A 2240-nucleotide genomic window follows, 5' to 3' on the forward strand; every position below is an offset into this window, starting at 1 on the left:
GGAGCTGGGGAGAATGATGCCAACTGCTTCACTCAAGTATCGTTTGCCTGAATATCAAACACTCGTGCATTAGAAACTTGAGAGTCGAGTTCAAGGTTCTGTTGTTGCTGGGTGTTTTTTGCGGCTTCCAGAACAATATTGTTTGCCTGAAGGGTAGTGTCGCCGGTGGCAACGGCACTGCTGCCCCGGAAGGTCAGGTTGTTTCCGGCCTGCAAATCCAGAGATTTGGCACTGAGGTTTGAGCCAATGGCCTGATCCTGATTCAGGGTATCCCGGGTGGTTACGGTGGTTTTTGAGAACATACCGTTGCTGCCGGTATGTTTGTGCGCTTCATCCACAAAGACGGTGGACCGGCCATCTTTGAAGGTGAGGTCATTGCCCGTCGTGATTGAAGCATTGCCGCTACCACTGGTGATATTGGCGGCAGTGGCGGTAAGGTCTCTGCCTGCTGTGATTTCTACATCGCTGGCAAATTATTGGGTGTCCTTGATTTTAGATGACAGATGAGCGTCTTCAGGGACTCAAGAATCACAGCCCTCCTGCGTCTCTACAATAGCTCTCTCGACAAAGAAACCAAGGTACACCACCGGCTCAGAAGACCCGGCGGTGGGCTATGGGTTCACCGAATTCTTACTAGCAAGGGGCTGTTGGCAACTCAGTCACTCATTGTGGGGAGTGGTAGTTTTCTTTCATAGTTTATATAGGATATGTATTTTTCATCTATTAAGTGGACAAAATAATTCAGGTTTTGATCTGAAAATCTAAAACCAGGTAAGGTCGCCTCCAAACCTGGTATCTTAATTGATGGTATATCCATATTAGGGTTGCCCAAATGGCGTGAGACGTCATCAATTGTAATGAGACCTTTTAAGGGATACTCAAAACTCGTATCGACAATGTCATAGTCATCGTAAGACACAAAATAAACGCGATAACCCGAGATTACACCACTACTATTTTCAGAATAAAAAAAACAACCATGCTCTTGCAACTTGATGAACTCATCTCCCTCGACTACGGAGTAATCAATAACAGGGAAAGCTAGCTTAAGCTGAGATAATGTTGACAATGTTGTCTGGCCAAGAAAACTGCTAAGGTCCATATTTAATGCCCATTCCTGCAAAGAGTTTCGAATTTAAGTCATGAACTTCTCTTTTTATGGTTCTAATTTTATCATCGCTCCAACCATTTTGCCGCCAAACTTTTTCCCAAGCATTTAGATCTGCTTGAGCTGCTTTGTATAAGTCTCGAGCATCATGTGTGATTTTATGGTCGGAATTTCTTCCGCCGAATGTTCGAGAAAAGCTTTGATGCTCGCATGTTTTCACAACAACACAGTTTGTGGTCTTACGTAGTGCTTTTAACTGAGTATCTGAAAGCTTGATCCCGGCGTTTTTTACGGCCTGTTTTATTGCTGCAAAGGAAGGAATGTGATCAGGAGTTAGCCCATCTTTTTCACTTCTTGGAGCAGCACTTCCATATGTATCAGTTTCACCTTCTATCACCGGTTGCTTTTTCTCAGCAGTGGGATTACTGCCACTTCGTTTTGCATTTGATCCTTTAAGCCCAGCTGCCAGCTTCTCAATATCCTTCCCATTGAAGCCCAGAACCAGATTCAGCGCAGCATCAATATCATCAATAGTAAAATCACCGTCAAGCAACTCCTGAGCGCTCTCAGCAATATCCAAGCCTTCTTCTTTGATCCACTCTTTGAGGTCTTTTCCAGATATCTTGCCTTGCTTCTTGAGTTTCTTGTAGGCTTTGGTGGATAGTTTAACGCCCGCAATTGCTATCTTTGCGAGAGAGTTGCTTTCAGTTTCAATTTGACTAGCCGCTGCTGCAACCGTTGCTTCTCCACCTGCTGCATCAGTCACCCCGGCAATAATACTGGTGACTAAATTCTTACGGTTCTCCTGTTCACTTGCGTCCAGTTTTGAGCCATCAACATCGTTGATACTATCCAGCAGGTTATTAACGACAACCGCCGCCGACGCCCCGGCAGCCCCACTGGAACAACTATTTCCCTGCGCCGAAGCACCGACACAGCCAACCACTGCATGAAGTGCAGCCCGAGCTTCTTCACTATCCAGCTCATCTGCAATGGCCTTAACCTTTTGCGCCCCCAACGATTGCAGATAATTCACCGCAACGGATTCAATCATCTGGCTGGCACTGCCAGTTACGTTACCGCTGGCTGCTGTCGTTAAAGCGGTGAGTACAGTACGTCCTGTGCCGCCCAT

Annotated in this window: 3 protein-coding genes; all 3 read right to left on the reverse strand. The window is 46.1% G+C overall.

Annotated features, from left to right (window positions below):
• Positions 1 to 32 precede the first annotated feature (32 nt).
• Positions 33 to 338 (reverse strand): hemagglutinin repeat-containing protein, encoded by a 306-nt coding sequence (locus tag ACO6UY_RS24480; protein ID WP_422464044.1) that lies wholly within the window; start codon positions 336 to 338, stop codon positions 33 to 35.
• Between the two features lie 317 nt (positions 339 to 655).
• On the reverse strand, positions 656 to 1102 hold the full coding sequence (locus ACO6UY_RS24485; RefSeq protein WP_422464043.1) for a hypothetical protein: 447 nt from the start codon (positions 1100 to 1102) through the stop codon (positions 656 to 658).
• Positions 1092 to 2240, reverse strand: a 1149-nt coding sequence (locus ACO6UY_RS24490; RefSeq protein ID WP_422491655.1) for a hypothetical protein, incomplete at its 5' end; no start/stop codon positions are given. The genes ACO6UY_RS24485 and ACO6UY_RS24490, both read right to left, overlap by 11 nt.

The organism is Endozoicomonas sp. ALE010 (assembly GCF_049310165.1).
Lineage (GTDB): Bacteria > Pseudomonadota > Gammaproteobacteria > Pseudomonadales > Endozoicomonadaceae > Endozoicomonas.

What these genes read in the sequence shown, in the direction of transcription:
- ACO6UY_RS24485 (WP_422464043.1), bottom strand. Translation starts at nt 1,102, where the DNA reads ATGGACCTTAGCAGTTTTCTTGGCCAGACAACATTGTCAACATTATCT.